Source organism: Microcoleus sp. Pol10D4 (assembly GCF_036701555.1).
Classification (GTDB): domain Bacteria; phylum Cyanobacteriota; class Cyanobacteriia; order Cyanobacteriales; family Microcoleaceae; genus Microcoleus.
Genome location: NZ_JAUBRA010000001.1, coordinates 199,086 through 215,579 on the forward strand (window position 1 = coordinate 199,086; position 16,494 = coordinate 215,579).

Below are 16,494 nucleotides of genomic sequence, written 5' to 3' on the forward strand. Positions count from 1 at the left end.
TTCAATTGGCTAATTGGGCATTGGTCATTGGGCATGGGGAATGGGTAATTGGTAATTGGGTAATTGGAACCAACAGTCAACAGTCAACAGTCAACAGTCAACAGTCAACAATCAACAATCAACAGTCAACAGTCAACAGACAACAAATGACAGAAGTGACCGCAATATCTGCACAAGCAGCGGCTCTGCTGGTTCACTACGGTTTTGACCTAGGTGGCAAAAAAGCCGAGAAATTGGCGGGTGAATGGCTAGCCAAGTATCCCGGCTATTGGCTGCGTTTAGCAGTGGTTGAAGCGCTTTATCAAGGCCGCTACAAGGCTGTTTCTGTGGGACAGCTATTGAGTATGTGGCACCGGATAGGTGAACCTCTCTATCATTTCAATCGCGAGTTTGAACGCTTGGTATGCAACAATTTCCCTCAAAATTTAACCGGTGAAAGTCCTGATCAACTGTCACCGGAAGATATACTTTTATCAAACCAGGAATCGGAAGTCAGTGCCGCAGAGTTAGATTTTCGTGGGCCGTCAGAGGCGCAACTCGATCGGGCGCTTCATGCAGAAGTCCCAAACACAGAAGCAGAGGAAACAGGAAAATTACCTGCAGCGGACGATCGTACAAAAGAAAATACAGAATTTGTAGTATATGAAGATGTGGCTGTTACCGCCCTCGCCGATCGAGCCGAAGCTGAGCACAAATTAGCGGACAAACCTGTGGCAAAATCATTCCCAGTTGTCAAACACACTGATTTTCATACCAAGTTAAAAGCGATTGCCAGAGAAGGTCGAAGAAAGAAGGGAGAAAGCAGAAATAGACTGTAAACTTTGTAAACTAGATAGTTATTTGTCACTCTTCACTTTTGGGACTGCCTCCCATCCGAATTTCCGAACAAAAAGATGCTTGTTCGGTACCGTTAGCTTGCTTAACAACGCTAGTCCGCAGCCGCAGGTTGGGCATGAGATACCAAAGCCTTTCTTCCGCATGGAGGGTGTCTGATTCTGTAATCAATGTCAGCACGTCGTCGCCCATCACGTAGCGGCTGTTACCCTTATCTTGCAACACTTTGCCTTCGCTGGGATTGTCGGGATTTGGTACGATCGCTAGTATTGTAGAACCGATTTGTTTAGCTTTGTCGCGATCGGGAATACCGTCCCAACTAATCCGAACGCTGGTTAGCCCAGTTGAAGCCGGGTTAATCGAGTGTTGTTGGCAAAGTTTGACGACTGCTGCATCGCTAGCTGTCAGTAGTTCTATTTTGAGGTCGGATTTACCGGCCTGCAATTCTCCAGAATTGAGATTGTGTACGGTACGCTGAGAAAACCATTTGCCTGCACTTAACTCGAAAAACTCGATAACATCCATGAAATTTGTCTCTAAAGTCAATACTGCTTTATTTGCGATCGCCACTTGCGCGCTATGGAGTCAGAAACCCGGTTTCTTCCTACGTACCTAGCGGTCAAACCAATGATTTTGTCTAGAAACCCGGTTTAATAGTGCAAGTCCTTTTCTATATTTTAGAGGAAGGGGGCGCACCTGCAAAGCTTTCTGAGAGCTTTGGGTGAAACAGATTGCAGATGCCTTTGAGGTAGGAAACCCAACCAGGGGGACATCTGCCTCGCTGAGGCGGCCGACTTGACAGAAAATTAGAGCATCCGCCATCATATTTCGTTATAAAAAGTCTTTTTTCGCACTTTAAATAGGATTGCGATACCGGAAATTTTTTAGCTTTGACCGAAAGCATCCAGGATACAAGCCCCCGAATGAATCCGTCCAGAAATAAAAAACTTGTATCCGATACACAAGCCCCCGAATTTATCCGTGGGGTCAAGGCTTCAATCTAAAATCTAAAATCTAAAATCTAAAATCTAAAATCTAAAATCTAAAATCGATTGACAGTGTTGATCGATCGACCCTCATCGCCCAAATACCAGCTATGTTAAGAAAAACAACGGTATATGTGAGCTTTTGTCGCTCAATCGGTAAATTGGGCGTTGCTGAGTTGAATTATATTGGCGGCGATTTATTGTAATCGCACTGCTTGAAAATTCTCAAAGCAGACTCCGACTAAAAAACAAGCAATTCATCGAACCATCACCAAACCGAGGACAGCAAGCCCATAGCATAGAGCATTTAAATATGTCATGCTAAGTCTAAGAGAAAAGATTCTCGATCGGCTTTTCGGTAGGGTGCAGCTAGCGATCGTATACATTTAAAGAACACATCCGTAAATTTATGACCGAGTTTACACAAGGGCTGGATAAAATGCAGCCCGCAGAACAGACGCACTACCTGGGAATATTGCCCAGTCAGCTAGCAGCGACTTCAGACTCAGAAAAATTATACAGCTTACTAACAGATTACAATTTTATTAAAGCCAAGCTGTCAGCATGGGGAGTACAGGCGCTAATAGAAGATTACGATTTAGCAACAAGTCCCGATATTATTATCTCAGACCAAAAAGCCGACCAACTCAAATTAATCCAAGAAGCAATTCGGCTGTCTGCCCACATTCTATCCACAGATAAAACCCAACTAGCCACCCAACTAATAGCCCGCTTGATGTGCTTTGAAAGTCCAGAAATTCAAGCACTGCTAGCACAGGCAAAACACCAAACAACCCCCTGGCTGCTACCGCTAACGCCCAGCTTTACCCCTCCTGGCGGGAGATTGTTGCGTACCCTCACCGGACATACAGACTGGGTACAAGCTGTAGCAATCACCCCCGACGGCAAGCGGGCAATTTCTGCGTCCTCCGACCACACTCTTAAAATATGGCACTTAGAAACAGGAGAAGAACTTTCCACCCTCAAAGGTCATCTTACCTACGTCAATGCTGTAGCTGTCACGCCCGACGGCACTAAAGTAATTTCCGGTTCTTGGGACAATACGATTAAAATTTGGGATTTAGAAACTGGACAAGAAATATTTACTTTTGCCGGCGATACTTTTGCCGTAGAAGCAGTAGCAGTAACTCCCGACGGCAAGCGAGTAATTTCAGGTTCTTGGGATGGCAGTATTAAAGTTTGGGATTTGACAACCAGGGAAGTAATTTTTAACTTCAAAGGTCACAGCAGTTTTGTCCAGTCCGTAGCAGTAACTCCTGATAGCAAACGGTTAATTTCCGGGTCGGGAGACAACAGCATAAAAGTCTGGAACCTAGAAACCGGAAAAGAACTTTTTACTCTCACCGGTCATGCAGACTGGGTAAAAAGTGTAGCAGTTACTCCCGACGGCGAACAAATAATTTCCGGCAGTTACGACGGCACTGTTCAAGTCTGGAGTTTGTCAGAAAGAAAGCAACTTTTCACTTTAGGAAAACACAGCAGTTTCGTTCAAGATGTCGCAGTCAGTCCCGACGGCAAACGAGTAATTTCGGCTTCCGGCGACAAAACGCTGAAAGTTTGGAATCTGGAAACAAAAGAAGAACTTTTCACTTTTACCAATCACATCGCTCCCGTGAATGCTGTAGCTGTTACCCCCGACGGCCAACGGATAGTTTCTGGTTCCTCTGACAAAACTCTCAAAGTTTGGCACTTAGAAATAGGCAAAGAAAATTTATCATTTGCAGGTCACGATGACTGGGTAAATGCTGTAGCAGTGACGGCGGATGGTACGAAAGCGATTTCCGGTTCTGGAGACAACAGCATTAAAGTCTGGAATCTCCAAAACGGACAAGAAATTTTTACTATTCCGGGACATCAAGATTGGGTAAAAGCGATCGCAATTACACCGGATAGCAAGCGAGTAGTTTCGGGTTCCGGCGACAAAACGGTGAAAGTTTGGAATCTAGAAACCGGAAAAGAAATCTTTACTTTCACTGGTCATACGGACTGGGTAAATTCTGTGGCAGTGACGGCAGACGGAACGATGGCGATTTCCGGTTCGGGAGACAAAACTATTAAAGTTTGGAATCTAGAAACAGGAGAGGAACTTTTTACTTTTTCAGGTCATGAGGACGGGATAAAAGCTGTGGCAGTTACTCCCGACAGCAAGCGGGTTATTTCGGCTTCCGGCGACCAAACTCTGAAAGTTTGGAGTTTGGGGAAAGAAAAGAATATTTTGGCAAATTTATGGAATTTAGCCGTCAAAAATCTACTTTTCACTCTCAAAGGTCATGAGAGTTTTGTGAATGCTGTGGCAGTTACGGCGGATGGCAAATGGGCGATTTCAGGAGGGCGGGAACACAATTTGAAAGTTTGGGATTTGTTAAGTAGAAAAGAAGTTTTTACTTTGGCAGGTCATGCTGATGCGGTAACATCTGTGGCGGCTGTGGGAAATAGAGTGATTTCTGTTTCGGATGACAATACTCTCAAAGTTTGGGATTTGTTGAGTCGAAAAGTAGTTGCTAGTTTTATGGGAGATAGTGCTTTGAAAGCTTGCGCTATTGCACCGGATGGGGTGACAATTGTGGCGGCGGAAGCTTCGGGACAGGTGCATTTTTTGAGGTTAGAAGAGGGAAAATAGTCATTAGTCATTAGTCATTAGTTATTAGTCATGACTCATTAGTTATTATGCCGATCGCACTTTTGCTAAACTTTAAAAGTGCGATCGCTCTTTTCCCCAATCTAGTTTACAATTTTTCGCGGTCAATTCCCATCGCTCGCAGTCTTTCTGCCAGTACAGCAGCCCAAAGTGCGATCTTTCTCAATACAGCGGTTCATCAAAAAAAAATCTCATTCAGCATAGAAAATAGGGCAGACACCGCCCGCCCTACAAAACTACTTCCTCAGCAACTTCACCCCGCGAATCGAATAATCCAAAAGCTCAATTGGGTGCATTAAAGTAACTTCCTTTCCCTGCAACTCCAAATGCTTCTTAATTTGCAAAGAACAACCCGGATTAGAAGAAGCAATCAACTCCGCCCCAGTATTCAGCAAATTCTCAACCTTTTGCACCCCCAATTCATCAGCAATTTCCGGCTGAAGCATATTGTAAACCCCCGCACTACCGCAGCACAAAGCCGCATCCACAGGTTCTTTTAGCTTCACCCCAGGGATTTGTTGCAGCAACTGACGCGGCTGCAAACTAATCTTTTGCCCGTGCAACAAATGACAAGCATCCTGATAAACAATTGTCAAATCTCCCTCAATCAAAGGATTGAGTTTTGCCGTAATTCCCGCACTTGCCAAAAACTCTTGCACGTCCTTAACATTAGCAGCAAATTTCTCAGCTTTCTCCCGATATTCCGGGTCATCTGCTAAAATATGACCGTATTCTTTCAAAGTGTGGCCGCACCCAGCAGCGTTGATAATCACAAAATCAACACCCGTATTTTCAAAGCTATCAATCATTTGTCTCGCCAAAGCTTTCGCCTGTTCCGCTTGGCCTTGGTGTTCCGGCAAAGCAGCACAGCATCCCTGACTTTTAGGAATCACAACCTCGCAACCGTTAGCCGTCAAAACTCGCACAGTAGCTTCATTCACTGGCGAAAATAACAGCCGCTGCACGCAGCCTAAAATCACGCCGACTCGATAGCGTTTTTCACCTATTGCCGGAATTACCTCTGGTAAATTATCCCGGAAAGAATCGACAGTAACTTTCGGCAAAATTGATTCCATCGCCGCCAAGCGGGGAAATACTTTTTTCAGCAAACCTGTTTTGCGGACAAGTTTTGGCAGTCCTAATTTTTGATAAATAAACAGCGGTACAAGCAAAGGCCGCAATCTGTGAGGATAAGGGAAAAGATTAAAAATCAGAGTGCGAATTACATTGTCGGAAAAAGTGCGTTCCTGATTTCTAGTAACTTGGTGGCGAGTTGCGGAAATTAACTTGTCGTATTGAACTCCAGAAGGGCAAGTTGTAACGCAGGCCAAACAGCCCAAACAAGTATCGAAATGCTGTGAGGTGGCTTCGTTTAATGGTGCGTCGCCTTCGTTAATTGCATCCATTAAATAAATGCGGCCTCTAGGCGAATCCATTTCTTTGCCGAGTACGCGATAACTCGGACAAGTTGACAAACAAAATCCGCAGTGTACGCAAGTATCGATTAATTTCGGATCGGGCGGATTGTTGGCGTCGAAACCTGGGATTTCGAGGGTTTGTAAGTGGGGATTTTGTGCTAGGAAATTGCTTTCTTTGGCAGGTATTAAATCGTCGCTGGGAACGGGAGATTTTTCTGAAGTTTGCATATATATCTTACCTAATTGTTTTGGTTCCTAGTGACTATCGCCTAAAACCCTTCATAATTATTGCTTTTAGCTGAGTCTATATCCCGCTAAATCCCCCTTAAGAAGGGGAGTAGGGGTTGACTTTGAGCATTTCCTGTCCCCCCCTTCTTAAGGGGGGCTAGGGGGGATCTAGAGCCTAATCGTCAAACAGTAGATCGATACTACATAAGACGTTAAGTTGACACCAATGAAACTGAAGTCCTGACTATAAACTTTAAACTAAATACCGCTTATAAAACGATGGGGACTCAAAAGATTTTCCGGGTCAAACTGCTGTTTAATCCGGCGCATTAAATCGATCGCACTTCCATTATAGCCCCAAACATCTAACTGCTGCTTGATGTCGGTCGGGGCTGCTAAAACAGTCAGAAAACCGCCTTTAGCTTCGCACCCTCTGCGTACCTGCAACAGCGTTTGGGCCGTCGCATTCTCAAACCGCAAAACCCCCAAACCGCTGCCTGCATGAATCCAAGCGTCCTGTACCGGCAATTCGTTAATGGCCGTTACAGCTTCCGAGGGTCTGATTCCTATTTTGCAAATAATTGCCGACTTTCTGCCAGAATCCCACATTGTTTCTGGCAATCTTTGCCATAACTGATGCTCATCATTTTCGCCGCAGCTAGTGCCTTGCAAACCCAACTTTTCGCCAACTTCCAGTAAGCGGGCTGATTGTTGTTTAACACTTTCTGCGATACTTTGAAATCTGACGATTAATCCCGTGCCTTTTCCTAAGCCTAATTTTGCGACTAATTCAGGTGACAGCAAATCAACGGCACTTGGTGTCAAAGCAGAGGATAATAAGATTTGAGCCGTTTGGGACAAAGCATTAACTTCCCCTGTCAGCACTACGGTTCCCGATGATTCAGGCAGCGGATAAACTCGGAAAGTTACTTGACTTATGAGGCCCAATGTGCCGTAAGCACCAGTAAACAGTTTCATCAAGTCGTAACCGGCGACATTTTTAACAACTCGACCTCCGGCTACCGCAATTTTACCGTCCGATCGCACAAAGGTCATTCCCAACAGCAAATCGCGAACCCCGCGATAGCGATGCCGCAAGGAACCCGCATCAGCAGTAGCGACAATGCCGCCCAAAGTTGCCTGTTGCGGATACGCCGGATCGATCGGCAAAAATTGACCTGCTGCGGCTAAAAGAAGCTGCAAATCGGCAAACTTCATTCCCGCTTCCGCAGTCACGGTTAAATCGCCCACAGCGTGTTCTACAAGCCGGTTCAGACGCGCGGTACTCACGGCCGCGATCCCCCCTGCCGCAGGAGGGTTGGCGGGGTCTAATTTAACTAAACCCCCCCAATCGAGTTTGCTCCCGCTTCCCGTCGGCAAGACCGCCCACCGATTGTTCCGAGCCCAAGCAATCACCGCCGCCAGTTCTTCCTGAGTATTGGGGTAAACGGTACAATCTATTTTCGTGCCCGGGGCAACTGCTTTTTCTACTCGTTCTTGCCAAGAGACCTCTGTGTACTCTCGCAGACAGACCCCAGCAGTGCCGACAATACTTTCTAATTCTTGTGTGCTAACGTAATTTTCGGTAGAAAAAGATTTCATGAAGGTTATCAAACGCCCGGTAAAAAAAATTATCAAAACACTGCCTAAAACCATTAAATATTAATACGGGCCCGATATTCAAAACATGAACAAACAAATGTCTCAAAACCGACTTTCTCTCGGAATTACCGGTCTCAACGAAGTGATTGGCGGCGGCCTAATTTCTCAACGCTCTTATTTGGTGCGCGGCGGCCCGGGTACTGGCAAGACTACACTGGGCTTTCACTTTTTGGCAGCAGGTGTGGCCCTGGGAGAAACTCCCCTGTTTATTACTTTAGGAGAACCGGAAGCGCAATTGCGCGCGAATGCCGAAACTCTCGGTTTTGATATTGAAGCGATGGCGTTCCTCGATTTGAGCCCATCCTCAGAATTTTTTACAGAAGTTCAGACTTATGATATTTTCTCGCCCTCGGAGGTGGAGCGAGAACCGACTACACAAAAGATTATCGAACGAGTCCAAGCTGTCAAGCCACAACGGGTGTTTTTGGACGCGATCACTCAATTTCGCTACTTAGCTGCGGATGAGTTTCAGTTTCGCAAGCAAGTTTTGTCTTTTCTGCGGTTTTTGGTGGAAGGGGGGGCGACGGTGGTGTTCACCTCAGAAGGCACTTCAAGTGCTCCCGACGACGATTTGCAATTCATCAGCGACGGAGTAATTTACTTGGAACTGCGCCCTGAAGGACGCACCCTGTCTGTCACCAAGCTGCGAGGATCCAACTTCCGCAGCGGCCGCCATTCGCTGCGCCTGACTCAGGCTGGTATGGAGGTATTTCCGCGACTGCTTCCGGACAACTTTCAACAGGATTTTGTTGCGGAAGCGATTTCTTCTGGGGTTCCAGAAATCGACGAACTGCTGCACGGGGGACTGGAACGGGGGACTGTGACGGTGATTAGCGGGCCTAGCGGCGTGGGTAAAACGACGGTGGGGATTCAGTTTATGAAGGAAGCCGCAGGAAGGGGGGAGCGATCGGTAGTTTACATTTTTGAGGAGTCAAGTTCTACTCTGCTGCAGCGCTGCGAATCAGTTAACATCCCGGTTGAAGCGATGATGGGGCAAGGAAGTCTTTCCGTGATACCTGTGGAACCTTTGCTGTACTCGCCGGATCAGTTTGCCTGTATGGTACGCCACCAGGTGGAGCAGGAAAAGACGCGGATTGTGATGCTTGACAGTATTTCTGGCTATCAGCTTTCGATGCAGGGGCAAGATTTGGTGAACAATTTGCACGCTTTGTGCAAGTATCTGAAGAATATGGGAGTCACCGTTATCTTGATTAATGAGGTAGAAGCCATTAGCGGAGATTTTCGGCTGACCGAGATCGGGATTAGCTATTTGGCGGATAATCTTCTGTTTATACGCTATCTCGAACGCCAACTGCATAATAGGACAGAAATCCGCAAGGCGATCGGAGTAATTAAAAAACGAGTCAGCAATTTCGAGAGAACTCTGCGAGAACTCGAGATTACTCGCTACGGCATCAAAGTCAGCAAACCGATACGGGGGCTGCGCGGCATTTTGAGTTCGGCGCCGGTGTGGATTGAGGGGGGAGCGGATGAAGATTGAATCGGGGTTTGTCCTGCTGTTTCTGGGCAAGTGCAGCTAATTTTGCAGTCGTGAATCTACTAATGAGTAGGGGGCGCACCGCGCACCTCACCACTAGCTGTAGGGGGCGCACCGCGCACCTTACCACTAGCCTAAGTCCTAGAAAACTTAAATATATTGGTAAATTTGTGTATTTTTCGACTTTTATCGTAGTGTAGTTTTCAATTCTATGAAATACAGTAGGGACACAGGGTACGCGGCCGTGTCCTGTGTCAGATCATCTGTACTTCACTTAAGTGAAAACCGATGTAATCCCTCGCCGAAAAGTAAGCTAATACCAGATAAAAAAAGAAGCCAACTTTAGGCCACCTCCCAACCCATATATAATCAGTCACTCGCCATTGTAAAATCTAAAATCTAAAATCTAAAATGGTATAACCCGTATTCACAGGAAGCTGATAAATGACTGGCAACTCAATAATTTTAGCCGTAGACCGCAATCAGCGAAACTTGGAACTATTAGCACAATTTCTCAATAAAGAAGGATACCAGATGATCGCGGCTTATAACTTTGAAGATGTTGCACAAGCTATCAGTCAGCCTGCTAGGATCGGGATGGCTTTAGTAGATATTTCTGGTTTCGATCGCCGGATTTGGGAGTGCTGCGAACAACTGCGAAATCACCAAATCCCTTTTCTGATACTCTCGCCCAAACAAAGCGCTGCCATTCAGCACGAAAGCCTCTGCCACGGGGCTCGGAATATGTTGGTAAAACCTTTGATCGTTAGAGATTTGCTGGGAATTGTTCACAGCTTGCTAGGAGAATCTGCGTGAGTCAAATTTTATTGCTTGTCGAACAGAAAGAAAATCGCCGCCTGTTATTAGAATGGCTAGCTGTTTACTATGAGGTATTGCTGCCAAACTCAACAGAAAATAGTGAGGAGTTTTTACCATTTAATCAATCTTTTGACCTGGCGATAATTGACGGTATTTCGCTGAAACGCCACTGGCAATGGGTTGCCGCCCAAAAACAGGCAGAACACCCGGTATGCTTGCCTTTTCTTTTGATTACATCCCGCTCGGATGTAGGGATGGCAACGCAATTTATTTGGCAAAGTATTGACGATTTGATTATCGCTCCGATCGAGAAGATAGAGTTGCAAGCGCGGGTGGAGATTTTGCTGCGATCGCGCCAGTTGTCTTTAACTCTCAAATTGTCTCACGACCAACTCGATCGCACTCTGCAAACAGCCCAAGAGCTCAATGAGATGAAAACATCTTTGCTGTACATGATTGCCCATGATGTTCGCAATCCTTTGAATTTCATCATCGGCACTACACAACTTCTTACCAAGTACAAGTTGACATTAACAGATGAGAAAAAACAAGAACTTCTAGACAAAACTCAAGCAGCGGCAAAAGGCATAGATTTGTTATTAGATGATGTTTTGCTGCTGGGGCGTGTTGAGTCAGGACAAGCCGGGTTTTGCTTGCTACCGCTAGACTTAGCAAAGTTTTGTAATGAGTTGGTAGGGGAATTTCATAGCAGCCTGAAGTTGAAACCAGAAAATGATCGGGTAACGCTGATTTTTGTCAATCCCTATCAATCCGCTATGGCGTGTTTGGAGGTAAGCTTGCTCCGGCGAATTCTAGGCAATTTGCTGTCCAATGCTATTAAGTATTCTCCCCCAAATACCGAAGTTATTTTTGAATTAAAACTTACTAAAAATGAGGCTATTTTTTCGGTACAGGATTCAGGAATTGGCATACCTGTAGCAGACCAAGGACGGTTGTTTAATTCATTTTACCGGGCTAAAAATGTCGGTCGAATTCCCGGTACTGGACTGGGGCTGAGCATTGTTAAAAAATGCGTGGACTTGCACGGTGGCGAAATTACTTTGACCAGTGAAGAAGGCGTCGGCAGTACATTTATAGTAACGCTGCCGATCGCCAAACCTGAAAAAAATCAAATCTCGCCTACAACGCCTTAAACTAGATGCAGGCATTATATTGGGATATTCATCGATGGATTTGACGCCCCGGTGAGACTCTACCTGGTAGTGTGACCCTGAGATGTATCCTCAAAAAGCTGAATAAAACTCTCGCTATTTTACAACGCCAGAATGTGAAGAATCATTAACAGTCGCTGGTCAACTGATGAAATTTAGCATCGTCGTTCCAGAAGCTATCAACCAGCCGGAGAATTGGCGATCGTTCCTCAAAGCTCGATCGGCATCGTAAAAAATGTTGAACGCACCCAAAAAATAATTAGATACCATTCAAAACTTATCCGAGTAGCCAGACTTTATATTTCTGAAAAAACGCGAGCCAACAACCGTCACATCTGAGATTATCTGAGTGAGTATTTTAACACTTTAAAAATGGTTAATGAACTCTTTTAGGAATTATTTTCGGACTCTTGTGCCGTACAATCAATCAAGAGTTGAAGAGCGATCGCATGAGCTTTCAGGTGGACAGTCCAACTGTTCAACTATTAATGGTTGAAACCTGATGTCTCCAGGTTCAATCGCCACTCTTCTCCACCAAGCTGGCAACAAGAGCAGCCAAAACTTACCTAAAGACACAGAACGGTGCTCGTGAACAAAAACCAACGTCAGGAGAGCCACGAGTCGTAAAACGGCTGAGAGCGCAAACACCCCTGGCAAGCCACCGAGATTGGTCAAAGTGGCGAGAAAGCCACCTACGGTGATTCCCATTGCCCCAGTGACACCAGGAACCGCGGCCGCGATCGCAAAGTATATCGACTGATTCAACAGCGGTGCCACCGACATCATCAGATTACCACTGCACAGGTCGATCGCCGCCCACGTCCCACCGCCGATTATGTGCAACAGCGGGAACCAGACCCATAGGAAAATTGGAGCCGTTCCACCTTCTAGCCAGAGTAGAGGGGTCAGAGCCACCAAAACTCCCACTACTAGCATAATCGGGCGATTCCCAACCCGGTCAGCCAGCTTCCCCCAAAAAACCAGCATCAGCAAGTTAGCACCAGCACCTAAACTGCTATAGAGCGTTACCACGCTGACATCTATATTTAGGTCATCCAGCAAGTAAAGATTAAAGAAGGGCGCGCTGACGTTAACGGCAAAGCTCCATAGACCAGAGTAAAGCAAAAACTTTAAAAAATTGGCTTCCTTGAGAAAGCTAAAAATTGTCCCTGTGGATGATTTTTCGCCTGTATCTAAATGGACGTGTACAAGCTTTGGGTTCACATCGGTCATAAAGAACTGACAACCTAGACTGATGAGGCCAAGTACAATTCCTAAAACCAAGATGGCACTGTAACCTTGGAGCTTCCCACCGGGCCAGTTCGATACCACTAGAGCCAGCAACGGCACACCAATGAGATTCGTCAAGCTGACAGCACTATTGCGAAAGCCAAAATACCGCCCGCGCAACTGCTGAGGTACTAACGCCGCCAACCAGCTCAAGAAGGAAGCCCGACCTAAAGATTCTAAGACTTGAGTTACCCAGATGATTGCCAATGTCAACTGCACAAGCTGATGTCGGGCCAGATGAAATGAGCCTCCCCACCACAGGGCTGGCACGAGAATCAGCCACAGCAGTCGCGACATTCCGAAAATGTAGAACGAATACCAGTGGCGGCTTTGTGTTCGGTCTGCTATATAAGCTCCGAACGGTTGGAGCAAATTTACCAATTGAGGAATGGAGGAGAGCATACCAATTTCGACTGGACCAGCCCCCAAATCGAGCAAGAAATTACTGAGCAACGCGCCGCCGATGATGCTGTAAAAAAGCGTAGCAAATACACCGTCCAAAGTTAGGGCTCTGAGGCTTGACCGAGTTTCCGGTTTGGAAAGTTTTAGAGGTCGATTGGTCAGAAGTACCGTCTCTGGTAAGGCTATATCCTCTTGGATTTCTTCCTGAAGAGGGAGAGGATTCGTTCCTACTAAGCTGTATTCTTCTTGTTTTTCGAGCATACTAGATAGCCAATAGATAAGCTGCGTAGCAGCTTAATTGTATAATATAAGATTAAGTATTTTAAGGAGCACAGCCATAGAGGTCAGGTAAAAATCCTCAGTCTAAAAACCCCAAAGAAAGATTACTTCAAGAAATCAAATAAAATAAGACGACCCAACTTAGATAAAAGAAATTAACTTTATTAAGCAGTGAGGCAAAATTGTCAAGAAATAGCTAATTTTTTAGAAATTTTCTATGCGACATTAGCTTACTGTATGGTTCATCGCGATCCAGATAAAATAGAAAAATTTTCCGATGGAAGAAGTCAAGGGAACTTGCGAAAAGCCACCTCTGAGTAAGGAAAAATGTTGCTAAAAATAATAAGGATTAAATCTAAAGTTCTAAAGGAGCAAGGGTGCTCAATAACTCTTCTAGGATAAATCGCAGCAAAGATTGAGTTGCTAATATTAAACCTAATCGAGATTGGGCGAGTTTGGGCTGTTCTATTTTAACTTCTCCCCAAATTCGGCACTGGCTGTAAAAAATCTGAAATGCTTCGCTCAAACTATTGGCTAATTTGAAATAATTGACAGGTTGTTCGCGTTTATTTACCTCAAAAATAGGATATAAATAGTCAAGCACTATTAAGAGTTGCGAAATTAAATTGCATTCGGCTGGATGCACTAACCGCAGTCGATCGCCCTCGTCAGTCCAAGGGATAGGATTTGGACTCGCCAGGAACCAAATTTGCGGCGCTGTAGCGACATCGGGCTGCGCGATCGAAATGATGCGATCGCGGTGGGCCATTCGCAGCAGGGAACAGCAGCGCGCGTGGCTGTACTGAATGGGAAACAGTCGATCGGCTGACACAACAGGAGATAATATTCGAGATTCTGGAAGGGGGAGGTGCGTTTGAGCTAAACGCTGCAACCAGACGGCTAAACCTGGATCAGTCAACTCCAACTCAATAATTCCCGCCGGCGCTACTTTAACGGCGAAATCTGGGTAGCACAGCGGTTCGAGAGTTTCGGCCAACTGTGCCGCGATTGTCTGCGGTGTCTGCTGCCAAGTTTTAGCCAATTTCAGGGCGATCGCAGACACGTACAGCACCCGCGCGCTATCTTTACTCCGATTTAACGGAATTTCCCCTAGTGTCCCCTGCTGGCCGATCGCCCTTTGGAACCTTGAAAGCAAGAAACACTTCACTGTAACTTCCGGGCACTGCGAGATATTTGCTGTATCCATATCGGCTGATCCTACGGTAACAGCGACGGTTGACTGTTACCGCTTGCACTGTTCTTGTACGTTAAACTGCTGATGTCAGAGATAGTTGATCGGCTTCCCCAGGCGGGGCTACATCGAATTAATCAGCTTTCTAGGGATTTTTGGGCTAAATATACAATAATTTACGACAAATTTTTTGCTGAAATCTACCATTTTGATGTATTTTTTGCTACATTAAATTTTTCGGTAAAACTAAGAAAAGTCAGCACAGTTAAGAAGCGTGCAAGCTCGATCGGGGGTTGGTTGTCTCACTTTGTATCGCACTGCTGGCAGAAGCTGTTTTTCTCACTGATAAAATATATCCCAGAGCCTCACTTATGCAATCAACTTCCACACCTCTAGAGACTATCGATCGACCGTTTATCACTTGGCAGCGAATTATCGACTGGGCCCAGGAACACTACCGCTGCCGGACTTTTAGCAAAGACGAGCGGATTCCCGCAAGACCCGGACTGCTGTATTTAGTCCAGAAGGGTTCTGTGAGGCTCGTAGGCAGCGCTCAAGTGAGCGCTGCGGCGACGAAGTCGAAATCCGTTGACAAAACTACAGAAGAAGCTTTTTTGGGCTTCGTCGGCGCAGGCCAGCCCTTTGAACTGGTTGCTCAGTCTCCGTTTACTCTCCAAGCTTACGCCCACGCCGATCAAACTCACGTAGTGTGGATGTACTGGCATGACTTGGATAATTGGCCTCACTTCCGCAGGGAAATTTTGGATGCGTTTCGCTACCAACACCAGCGGAAACTTCTCTGGCTGAGCACTTTGGGACAGCGGCGGACGATCGACCGACTGTTGGGATTTCTCACTTTGTTGATCGAGGAGTTCGGCGAACCTTACGTAGGTGACGACGAACCGGATGTGGTTCGGGGCTACCGGCTGCCTTGGGCCTTGACTCACGCTCAAATTGGCAGTGCAATTGGCTCGACGCGGGTGACGGTGACGCGACTGATGGGTAAGTTGCGATCGAAAGGTTTGATTAATACTGAGGATGATAATTTAATCTGTTTGCCGGCTAAGTCTAACCCCCAAAAGACAAAAAACCAAAAGCAGGACGTAGAAGATTCCCTGGAAGATTCTCTGGAAGATTCCTTGGAAGATTCCCTGGAAGATTCCCTGGAAGATGAAGATTCTCTCGAAGAATCTGCATAAAATCCTGCGGGAAATTGCCAACAAACAGCGCGTCACTATTAGTTTTGGGCAGTCGCGCTCGATCGCTCGACAGTGTACGATGAATTGTGTAAACTTTTCCCGTTCTCCAAAGGTGCGACTGACAATGACCGATGACAAGCAAAAATCTTCAATCCCGAATAATCAGCAACGGGTGGTATTCTGCGACTTTGACGGCACGATAACTGTTGAAGAAACTTTTGTGGCAATGCTCAAGCATTTCGCACCGGAACTGTCGTCTCAACTGATGCCTGAAATATACGCTAGAAGGCTGAGTTTGCGATCGGGAGTGCGGCAGTTACTAGAGTCTATTCCCTCGGAACGTTACGGGGAAATTGTGGAATTTTCTAGGGGAAGGCTGATGCGGCCGGGATTGTTGGAATTGCTGGATTTTTTGGACGAGAAAAAGGTAGATTTTGCGATCGTGTCCGGCGGTCTTCGGGTCATGGTAGAGACGGTAATGGGCGATTTGGTACACCGGGCGAGGGTTATTTACGCTGTGGATGTGGACGCTAGTGGCCCTCGTTTGCAAGTCAATTCTGAGTTTGAAGGAGATGAGGAACTGGTGTCTAAGGTGCGGGTGATGGCGCAGCACCCGGCCGAAGAACAGGTGGCGATCGGAGATTCGCTGACGGATTTTAATATGGCTTTGCAGGCTTCGTCGGTGTTTGCGCGCGATCGGCTTGCCGAGTATCTAGACGAACAGCAAAAGCCTTATACTAAATGGGATAATTTTTTTGACATTTTGGAAAATTTGTCCCAAAAATGGAATTGAAACTATCGCCTTTCTCAGGTAATATAAATTCTGTTTGCATCGGTATTGTATGATGTTAAATTT

The 16,494-nt window shown here is 46.1% G+C and carries 14 protein-coding genes; 8 read left to right on the forward strand and 6 right to left on the reverse strand.

Translation table 11 applies throughout. From position 1 onward, the window contains the following. Nucleotides 1-5 precede the first annotated feature (5 nt). Complete coding sequence (locus QUA36_RS00735) at nucleotides 6-818, forward strand: hypothetical protein (protein WP_333454938.1); 813 nt, start codon at nucleotides 6-8, stop codon at nucleotides 816-818. Nucleotides 819-843: 25 nt separating this feature from the next. On the opposite strand, the gene QUA36_RS00740 is transcribed toward QUA36_RS00735, so the two are convergent. Continuing rightward, nucleotides 844-1,359 carry a phycobiliprotein lyase gene (locus tag QUA36_RS00740; protein ID WP_333454940.1) on the reverse strand — a complete coding sequence of 172 codons (516 nt, stop codon included), beginning with the start codon at nucleotides 1,357-1,359 and terminating at the stop codon, nucleotides 844-846. Nucleotides 1,360-2,229: 870 nt separating this feature from the next. Between QUA36_RS00740 and QUA36_RS00745 the strand changes: the two genes are divergently transcribed. Further along, nucleotides 2,230-4,461, forward strand: a complete 2,232-nt coding sequence (locus QUA36_RS00745) for a hypothetical protein (RefSeq protein WP_333454943.1) — start codon at nucleotides 2,230-2,232, stop codon at nucleotides 4,459-4,461. A gap of 254 nt (nucleotides 4,462-4,715) precedes the next feature. Here the strand turns inward: QUA36_RS00745 and QUA36_RS00750 are convergent, their stop codons facing one another. Both QUA36_RS00750 and QUA36_RS00755 read right to left on the reverse strand, forming a co-directional pair. Further along, on the reverse strand, nucleotides 4,716-6,125 hold the full coding sequence (locus QUA36_RS00750) for a heterodisulfide reductase-related iron-sulfur binding cluster (RefSeq protein ID WP_333454945.1): 1,410 nt from the start codon (nucleotides 6,123-6,125) through the stop codon (nucleotides 4,716-4,718). A gap of 258 nt (nucleotides 6,126-6,383) precedes the next feature. Continuing rightward, nucleotides 6,384-7,727 (reverse strand): FAD-binding oxidoreductase, encoded by a 1,344-nt coding sequence (locus QUA36_RS00755; RefSeq protein ID WP_333454947.1) that lies wholly within the window; start codon nucleotides 7,725-7,727, stop codon nucleotides 6,384-6,386. Nucleotides 7,728-7,824: 97 nt separating this feature from the next. Between QUA36_RS00755 and QUA36_RS00760 the strand changes: the two genes are divergently transcribed. The 3 genes from QUA36_RS00760 (at nucleotide 7,825) to QUA36_RS00770 (ending at nucleotide 11,258) form a co-directional block, all read left to right on the forward strand. Further along, nucleotides 7,825-9,288: an ATPase domain-containing protein gene (locus tag QUA36_RS00760; protein WP_333454949.1), complete on the forward strand. Its 1,464-nt coding sequence runs from the start codon at nucleotides 7,825-7,827 to the stop codon at nucleotides 9,286-9,288. A 441-nt stretch (nucleotides 9,289-9,729) separates the two neighbouring features. Further along, nucleotides 9,730-10,101, forward strand: coding sequence for a response regulator (locus QUA36_RS00765; protein WP_333107926.1), 372 nt, complete (start codon nucleotides 9,730-9,732; stop codon nucleotides 10,099-10,101). Then, complete coding sequence (locus QUA36_RS00770) at nucleotides 10,098-11,258, forward strand: ATP-binding protein (RefSeq protein ID WP_333229677.1); 1,161 nt, start codon at nucleotides 10,098-10,100, stop codon at nucleotides 11,256-11,258. Before QUA36_RS00765 ends, QUA36_RS00770 begins: the two co-directional genes overlap by 4 nt. Before the next feature lie 159 nt (nucleotides 11,259-11,417). Here QUA36_RS00770 and QUA36_RS00775 read toward each other — a convergent pair whose 3' ends face one another. Continuing rightward, nucleotides 11,418-11,546, reverse strand: a complete 129-nt coding sequence (locus QUA36_RS00775; protein WP_333159767.1) for a hypothetical protein — start codon at nucleotides 11,544-11,546, stop codon at nucleotides 11,418-11,420. A 153-nt stretch (nucleotides 11,547-11,699) separates the two neighbouring features. Beyond that, nucleotides 11,700-13,229: an MFS transporter gene (locus QUA36_RS00780; protein ID WP_333159764.1), complete on the reverse strand. Its 1,530-nt coding sequence runs from the start codon at nucleotides 13,227-13,229 to the stop codon at nucleotides 11,700-11,702. A gap of 189 nt (nucleotides 13,230-13,418) precedes the next feature. Here QUA36_RS00780 and QUA36_RS00785 point away from each other — a divergent pair, with 189 nt between their 5' ends. Then, the gene (locus QUA36_RS00785) at nucleotides 13,419-13,568 is read left to right on the forward strand and encodes a hypothetical protein (RefSeq protein ID WP_333454952.1); all 150 of its coding nucleotides are present in this window, start codon (nucleotides 13,419-13,421) and stop codon (nucleotides 13,566-13,568) included. A 34-nt stretch (nucleotides 13,569-13,602) separates the two neighbouring features. Here the strand turns inward: QUA36_RS00785 and QUA36_RS00790 are convergent, their stop codons facing one another. Continuing rightward, the gene (locus QUA36_RS00790; protein ID WP_333454954.1) at nucleotides 13,603-14,454 is read right to left on the reverse strand and encodes a DALR anticodon-binding domain-containing protein; all 852 of its coding nucleotides are present in this window, start codon (nucleotides 14,452-14,454) and stop codon (nucleotides 13,603-13,605) included. Between the two features lie 356 nt (nucleotides 14,455-14,810). Between QUA36_RS00790 and QUA36_RS00795 the strand changes: the two genes are divergently transcribed. Together QUA36_RS00795 and QUA36_RS00800 are read left to right on the forward strand one after the other, a co-directional pair. Next, nucleotides 14,811-15,638 (forward strand): Crp/Fnr family transcriptional regulator, encoded by an 828-nt coding sequence (locus QUA36_RS00795; protein ID WP_333159760.1) that lies wholly within the window; start codon nucleotides 14,811-14,813, stop codon nucleotides 15,636-15,638. Next, nucleotides 15,610-16,431, forward strand: coding sequence for an HAD-IB family phosphatase (locus QUA36_RS00800; RefSeq protein ID WP_333454955.1), 822 nt, complete (start codon nucleotides 15,610-15,612; stop codon nucleotides 16,429-16,431). The genes QUA36_RS00795 and QUA36_RS00800 overlap by 29 nt, the downstream gene beginning before the upstream one ends. Nucleotides 16,432-16,494 lie beyond the last annotated feature (63 nt).

What these genes read in the sequence shown, in the direction of transcription:
- QUA36_RS00745 (WP_333454943.1), top strand. Translation starts at nt 2,230, where the DNA reads ATGACCGAGTTTACACAAGGGCTGGATAAAATGCAGCCCGCAGAACAG.
- QUA36_RS00790 (WP_333454954.1), bottom strand. Translation starts at nt 14,454, where the DNA reads ATGGATACAGCAAATATCTCGCAGTGCCCGGAAGTTACAGTGAAGTGT.
- QUA36_RS00755 (WP_333454947.1), bottom strand. Translation starts at nt 7,727, where the DNA reads ATGAAATCTTTTTCTACCGAAAATTACGTTAGCACACAAGAATTAGAA.
- QUA36_RS00765 (WP_333107926.1), top strand. Translation starts at nt 9,730, where the DNA reads ATGACTGGCAACTCAATAATTTTAGCCGTAGACCGCAATCAGCGAAAC.
- QUA36_RS00750 (WP_333454945.1), bottom strand. Translation starts at nt 6,125, where the DNA reads ATGCAAACTTCAGAAAAATCTCCCGTTCCCAGCGACGATTTAATACCT.
- QUA36_RS00760 (WP_333454949.1), top strand. Translation starts at nt 7,825, where the DNA reads ATGTCTCAAAACCGACTTTCTCTCGGAATTACCGGTCTCAACGAAGTG.
- QUA36_RS00740 (WP_333454940.1), bottom strand. Translation starts at nt 1,359, where the DNA reads ATGGATGTTATCGAGTTTTTCGAGTTAAGTGCAGGCAAATGGTTTTCT.
- QUA36_RS00780 (WP_333159764.1), bottom strand. Translation starts at nt 13,229, where the DNA reads ATGCTCGAAAAACAAGAAGAATACAGCTTAGTAGGAACGAATCCTCTC.
- QUA36_RS00775 (WP_333159767.1), bottom strand. Translation starts at nt 11,546, where the DNA reads ATGGTATCTAATTATTTTTTGGGTGCGTTCAACATTTTTTACGATGCC.
- QUA36_RS00800 (WP_333454955.1), top strand. Translation starts at nt 15,610, where the DNA reads ATGAAGATTCTCTCGAAGAATCTGCATAAAATCCTGCGGGAAATTGCC.
- QUA36_RS00795 (WP_333159760.1), top strand. Translation starts at nt 14,811, where the DNA reads ATGCAATCAACTTCCACACCTCTAGAGACTATCGATCGACCGTTTATC.